The sequence below is a fragment of the Pseudomonas sp. 2VD genome (genome assembly GCF_005503585.1).
Classification (GTDB): domain Bacteria; phylum Pseudomonadota; class Gammaproteobacteria; order Pseudomonadales; family Pseudomonadaceae; genus Pseudomonas; species Pseudomonas aeruginosa.
The window spans coordinates 1-5,257 of sequence record NZ_SCND01000396.1 but is presented as its reverse complement, the minus strand read 5'-3'; the positions used below and the strand labels follow the sequence as shown (position 1 = coordinate 5,257).

General features: G+C 64.0%; 5 protein-coding genes and 1 pseudogene. 4 read left to right on the top strand and 2 right to left on the bottom strand.

Annotation, left to right across the window (positions count from 1 at the left end; all coding sequences use genetic code 11):
• A partial coding sequence (locus FFS27_RS28095; protein ID WP_137952359.1) for a DUF6901 family protein occupies positions 1–524 on the top strand: 524 nt, incomplete at its 5' end.
• Positions 525–553: 29 nt separating this feature from the next.
• Here the strand turns inward: FFS27_RS28095 and FFS27_RS28090 are convergent.
• On the bottom strand, positions 554–991 hold the full coding sequence (locus FFS27_RS28090; protein ID WP_003091210.1) for a universal stress protein: 438 nt from the start codon (positions 989–991) through the stop codon (positions 554–556).
• 207 nt (positions 992–1,198) lie between these two features.
• On the opposite strand from FFS27_RS28090, the gene FFS27_RS28080 reads away from it, so the two are divergent.
• Positions 1,199–1,633: a hypothetical protein gene (locus tag FFS27_RS28080; RefSeq protein WP_003109487.1), complete on the top strand. Its 435-nt coding sequence runs from the start codon at positions 1,199–1,201 to the stop codon at positions 1,631–1,633.
• 16 nt (positions 1,634–1,649) lie between these two features.
• Here the strand turns inward: FFS27_RS28080 and FFS27_RS28075 are convergent, their stop codons facing one another.
• On the bottom strand, positions 1,650–2,468 hold the full coding sequence (locus FFS27_RS28075; RefSeq protein WP_003109486.1) for a hypothetical protein: 819 nt from the start codon (positions 2,466–2,468) through the stop codon (positions 1,650–1,652).
• Between the two features lie 427 nt (positions 2,469–2,895).
• Here FFS27_RS28075 and fadB point away from each other — a divergent pair, with 427 nt between their 5' ends.
• Both fadB and fadA read left to right on the top strand, forming a co-directional pair.
• The gene (gene fadB / locus FFS27_RS28070; protein ID WP_003091204.1) at positions 2,896–5,043 is read left to right on the top strand and encodes a fatty acid oxidation complex subunit alpha FadB; all 2,148 of its coding nucleotides are present in this window, start codon (positions 2,896–2,898) and stop codon (positions 5,041–5,043) included.
• A 30-nt stretch (positions 5,044–5,073) separates the two neighbouring features.
• Positions 5,074–5,257, top strand: a pseudogene (gene fadA / locus FFS27_RS28065) (acetyl-CoA C-acyltransferase); the annotation flags it as partial.

Sequence of the window (5,257 nt, the reverse complement as noted above, 5' to 3'; positions counted from 1 at the left end):
GCCATTGTCCGGCGGCGGTCGACCTGCATGGGGTGATCGAGGATTTCCGCAACCTGCCGGCGTTCCGCAAGGCCGGCATCTGCGTGCGCACGCCGGAGCGCGAGTACATCAAGCAGGCGGGCCTGGAGGAAGGACTGCGCGCGCTGATCGGCTTGATCATGGCCAGCAGCGCCTGTCCGCTGCTGGCGCCGCTGAGGCCGATGGCCATGCAGCACCTGCCGTTCGCCAGCAACCAGGAGTTCGTGCTGCGGGTGGTGCCGCTGTACCTGATGCGCCAGTACTTCAACTTCCGCGAGGGGCGGCATGCCGATTGGGAACTGAAAGGGCTGGTGCGGCTGTTCCAGCAGTTGCAACTGGTCAACCAGGCGTTCTGGCAGCGAATCCACGACACCTGTGTCAGCGATTCCAACCTGAAGGCGTTCCTGACCTTCTTCTCGCTGTCGTCGAGCATCAGCTATTCGCTGGAAACCCAGTTGCAGAAGATCCGCCCGCTGGTGATGAGCGCCGAGGAAACGCTCGGCTGAGGCGCAGGCCCCGGCCGAGCGGGGAGAGATCAGGCTTTCTTCAGGTGCACCGCGAGCACGTCGCAGGGCGCGCCGTGCAGCACGTCGTTGGCAGTGGAACCGAGCAGCAGCGCCAGGCCGTGGCGACCGTGGCTGCCGACCACGATCAGGTCGCAGGCCTGTTCCGCGGCGAGGCGGTGGATTTCCTGGCGCGGTTGCCCGTAGACCAGGTGGCGCTGCTCGCTGCCGAGGTCCGGATAGCGTACGGCGAAGGCATCCAGGCGTTCACGGGCCTGGTCGAACTGCTGCTGCTGCAACATCGACAGGTCCATCGGCACGTCCCCACCGAAGGCCATGGCCATGGGCTCGACCACATGCACCACCGAGAGCCGGGCCTGGTTGCTGGTGGCCAGGGCCGCCGCACGCTTCATCACCGGGTCGCATTCGTCGGTCAGGTCGACGGCGACCAGAATGTGTTGATAGGGCATGAACGTCTCCTCCCAGAAGGGGATAGTGTTTTCATTATGGACTTTCGCGCCGCGCGTGGAACCTGTTCCGTTGCGCTGGGCAAAAAGCTGCTCCGCCGTGGTCGCATTCGCCTGTAAACTGCGCCTCCCTTGGCGACTGCGACCGATCCTGCCTGCGCGCGCGGATCGAGGCAAATGCCTTAACCGTTTTTCGAGTGTCCGTTCCTTATGACCACTTGGCTGGTGATCCTGCTGCTGGCTGTCATGCTCAGTCCCCTGGCCTGGCTGATGCCGTCCAACAGGCAGCGCGGCAAGATGGCCCTGCGCCTCGAGGCGCGCCGTCTCGGCCTGGCCATGCAGCTCGCGCGCCAGGATTGGCCGCATTGGCTGGAGAGCGCTCCGCCGACGTCCTGCGCGCAGTTCCACTGCCCGCGCCGACGCGGCCGGGAGGCCTGGTGCTATTGGCAGAATACCCCGGGCCAGTGGCTGAACCAGTGGCGCGAGCCGTGCGCGGACGATGAGTTGCTGGACGCCCTGCGCAGCCTCCCCGGGGATGTCTACAAGGTGGAGGCGACCGCCCAGTTCCTTGCCCTGTATTGGGGCGAGCGCGGCGATAGCGCCGACCTCGGGCGCATCGCCGAGTTTCTCCGCCAGCGCGCCTGAGGCGGCGCGCCGAGGTTCATTGGTTGCGCGCGGCATACAGCGCGGCGACCTTCTCCAGGCCATCGATGATCCGGTCTGCATTCTTGTTGACCAGGAACGGCACGCTGTTCTGGTTGTAGTTGCGCAGGGACTTCTCGATGTAGTGCCACTTGATCGCCACGCTGCGCAGCGCCCTGGCGATCTCCTCGTCGTTCTGCGGCGCCTGCTGCAGCTTCAACAGGTTGACCGAAAAGCGGCTGGCCAGGTCGTCCAGTGGACGCTCCTCGCCGCCGCCGAAGAAGCTGGCGCCTACCGACGCGTTGCGCGAGGCATAGTCCAGGGCAATGTCCTGCATCAGCAGGCTCTGTTCGCGGCTCTGCTCGGTGAGCGTCGGCACCGTGGCGGCGTTTTCCCGTTGCAGGCTGCGATACAACTGGCCGCCGAGGTCCATCAGTTGCTGGTTGCGCCGTGCCAGGTCGGCGACCGGTTGCAGGTCGCTGTAGCCCTTGGCGCGCACCGCGCCGGTCAGCTTGTCGAGGTCTTGCGCATAGTCCCGCCATTGCTCGCGAAGCTGGCCCAGCAGGCGCCGGGATTCGCTGCCGTTCACGCCGTCGAGTCGCTGCAGGCGGGCTTCCGCCGTCTGCGTCGAGCTTTCGATCAGGCTGGCGTAGCGTTGATCGCCTTCCTGGCCGACGTACATGAAGAAGGCGTTCAGGGATTTCTGCGTGGCGAGCCGCATCTGGTGCAGGGCGAGCAGGTCATCGGCGGTCCCTGCCGCGAAGACGGGGAGGCTCAGCAGGCCGAGCAGGGCCAGACAAAGAGTGAACGGACGGCAGATCATGGGTTCCATCTCCATGTGGCCCTGGAGGCCTTCTTGTTGTTCTTTTGTAACGGCCCGTGGCCGATCATGCATGGCGATCTGCGGCGACTCTAGCCTGCCTTTCCGCACCGGGACAAGCGCCCACGGCGCCGATCATCGAACATCTGAATGGTCCGACAGAGGCTGGCTGAATGGCCCTGCGCAGAGGGCCTGGAGGAGGGCAGGTGTTTTCCGGATGGCTGATTGACAATTCCCGGCTTTTGCCGGAATGTGTGCGCACCCAAGTCAAACGGGCGTATGAATCGAGCGTTTGCCTCGCGCAGGCCTCGACAATAGAGACCCGGTTATCGCGTCGGCGGGTGTGCCGAAGGGTTTGGGACTATGCTCGGCGGTTGCCGAAAGGGTCCCGACACGGCGTCCGATGTGTAAGTTCAAGCTTCCATAATAGCGTGGAGATCAGTTGATGATTTACCAAGGTAAAGCCATCACGGTTAAGCCTCTTGAGGGCGGCATCGTCGAGTTGAATTTCGATCTCAAGGGCGAGTCCGTCAACAAGTTCAACCGTCTCACCCTCAGTGAGTTGCGTGCGGCAGTCGATGCGATCAAGGCCGATGCATCGGTCAAGGGCGTGATCGTGACCAGCGGCAAGGACGTGTTCATCGTTGGTGCCGACATCACCGAGTTCGTTGACAACTTCCAGCTGCCCGACGAGGAACTGATGGCGGGCAACCTCGAAGCCAACAAGATCTTCAGCGACTTCGAAGACCTGGACGTACCCACCGTTGCCGCGATCAACGGCATCGCCCTCGGCGGCGGCCTGGAGATGTGCCTGGCCGCGGACTTCCGCGTGATGAGCGCGACCGCCAAGGTCGGCCTGCCGGAAGTCAAGCTGGGCATCTACCCGGGCTTCGGCGGCACCGTCCGCCTGCCGCGCCTGATCGGCTGCGATAACGCCGTCGAGTGGATCGCCTCGGGCAAGGAAAACAAGGCCGAGGACGCCCTGAAGGTCGGCGCCGTCGACGCCGTGGTCGCTCCCGAGCAACTGCAGGCCGCTGCCCTCGACCTGGCCAAGCGCGCCGTCGCCGGCGAGCTGGACCACAAGGCACGGCGCCAGCCGAAGCTGGAAAAGCTGAAGCTGAATGCAATCGAGCAGATGATGGCCTTCGAAACCGCCAAGGGCTTCGTCGCCGGCCAGGCCGGTCCGAACTACCCGGCGCCGGTGGAAGCCATCAAGAGCATCCAGAAGGCCGCCAACTTCGGCCGCGACAAGGCGCTGGAAGTCGAAGCCGCCGGCTTCGTCAAGCTGGCCAAGACCTCGGTCGCGCAGAGCCTGATCGGCCTGTTCCTGAATGACCAGGAACTGAAGAAGAAAGCCAAGAAATACGACGAAGTCGCCAAGGACGTGAAACTGGCCGCCGTGCTCGGCGCCGGCATCATGGGCGGCGGTATCGCCTATCAGTCGGCGCTCAAGGGCACCCCGATCCTGATGAAGGATATCCGCGAAGAGGGTATCCAGATGGGCCTGAACGAGGCCGCCAAGCTGCTCGGCAAGCGCGTCGAGAAGGGTCGCCTGACCCCGGCGAAGATGGCCGAGGCGCTCAATGGCATCCGTCCGACCATGTCCTATGGCGACTTCGGCAACGTCGACATCGTCGTCGAAGCCGTCGTCGAGAACCCCAAGGTCAAGCAAGCCGTGCTCGCCGAAGTGGAAGGCGCGGTGAAGGAAGACGCGATCATCGCCTCCAACACCTCGACCATCTCCATCAGCCTGCTGGCCCAGGCGCTGAAGCGTCCGGAAAACTTCTGCGGCATGCATTTCTTCAACCCGGTGCACATGATGCCGCTGGTGGAAGTGATCCGTGGCGAGAAGACCGGTGAAACCGCCATCGCCACCACCGTCGCCTACGCCAAGAAGATGGGCAAGAGCCCGATCGTGGTCAACGATTGCCCCGGCTTCCTGGTCAACCGCGTGCTGTTCCCGTACTTCGGCGGCTTCGCCAAGCTGCTGAGCTTCGGCGTCGACTTCGTGCGCATCGACAAGGTGATGGAGAAGTTCGGCTGGCCCATGGGCCCGGCCTACCTGTCCGACGTGGTCGGCATCGACACCGGCCACCATGGCCGCGACGTCATGGCCGAGGGCTTCCCGGACCGCATGGCGGTCGAGGGCAAGACCGCCGTCGACGTGATGTACGAGGCCAACCGCCTGGGCCAGAAGAACGGCAAGGGCTTCTACGCCTACGAGACCGACAAGCGCGGCAAGCCGAAGAAGGTCACCGATCCGCAGGCCTACGAAGTGCTCAAGCCGATCGTGGTCGAGCAGCGCGAAGTGACCGACGAGGACATCGTCAACTTCATGATGATCCCGCTGTGCCTGGAAACCGTGCGTTGCCTGGAAGACGGCATCGTCGAGACCGCTGCCGAGGCCGATATGGGCCTGATCTACGGCATCGGCTTCCCGCCCTTCCGTGGTGGTGCTCTGCGCTACATCGATTCGATCGGTGTCGCCGAGTTCGTGGCCCTGGCCGACAAGTACGCCGAGCTGGGCGCGCTGTACCACCCGACCGCGAAGCTGCGTGAAATGGCCAAGAACGGTCAGAAATTCTTCGGTTAATCGCGGAACGACTAGAGCGAGAGTGAATTTATGAGCCTGAATCCGAGAGACGTCGTCATTGTCGACTTCGGCCGCACCCCGATGGGTCGTTCCAAGGGTGGCATGCACCGCAACACCCGCGCCGAGACCATGTCGGCGCACCTGATCAGCAAGCTGCTGGAGCGCAACCCGAAGGTCGACCCGGCCGAAGTGGCAGCCGTGATCTGGGGCTGTG

Excerpts from the sequence above, each read along its gene's own strand:
- FFS27_RS28090 (WP_003091210.1), bottom strand. The coding sequence starts at position 991 with ATGCCCTATCAACACATTCTGGTCGCCGTCGACCTGACCGACGAATGC.
- FFS27_RS28080 (WP_003109487.1), top strand. The coding sequence starts at position 1,199 with ATGACCACTTGGCTGGTGATCCTGCTGCTGGCTGTCATGCTCAGTCCC.
- FFS27_RS28075 (WP_003109486.1), bottom strand. The coding sequence starts at position 2,468 with ATGGAGATGGAACCCATGATCTGCCGTCCGTTCACTCTTTGTCTGGCC.
- fadB (WP_003091204.1), top strand. The coding sequence starts at position 2,896 with ATGATTTACCAAGGTAAAGCCATCACGGTTAAGCCTCTTGAGGGCGGC.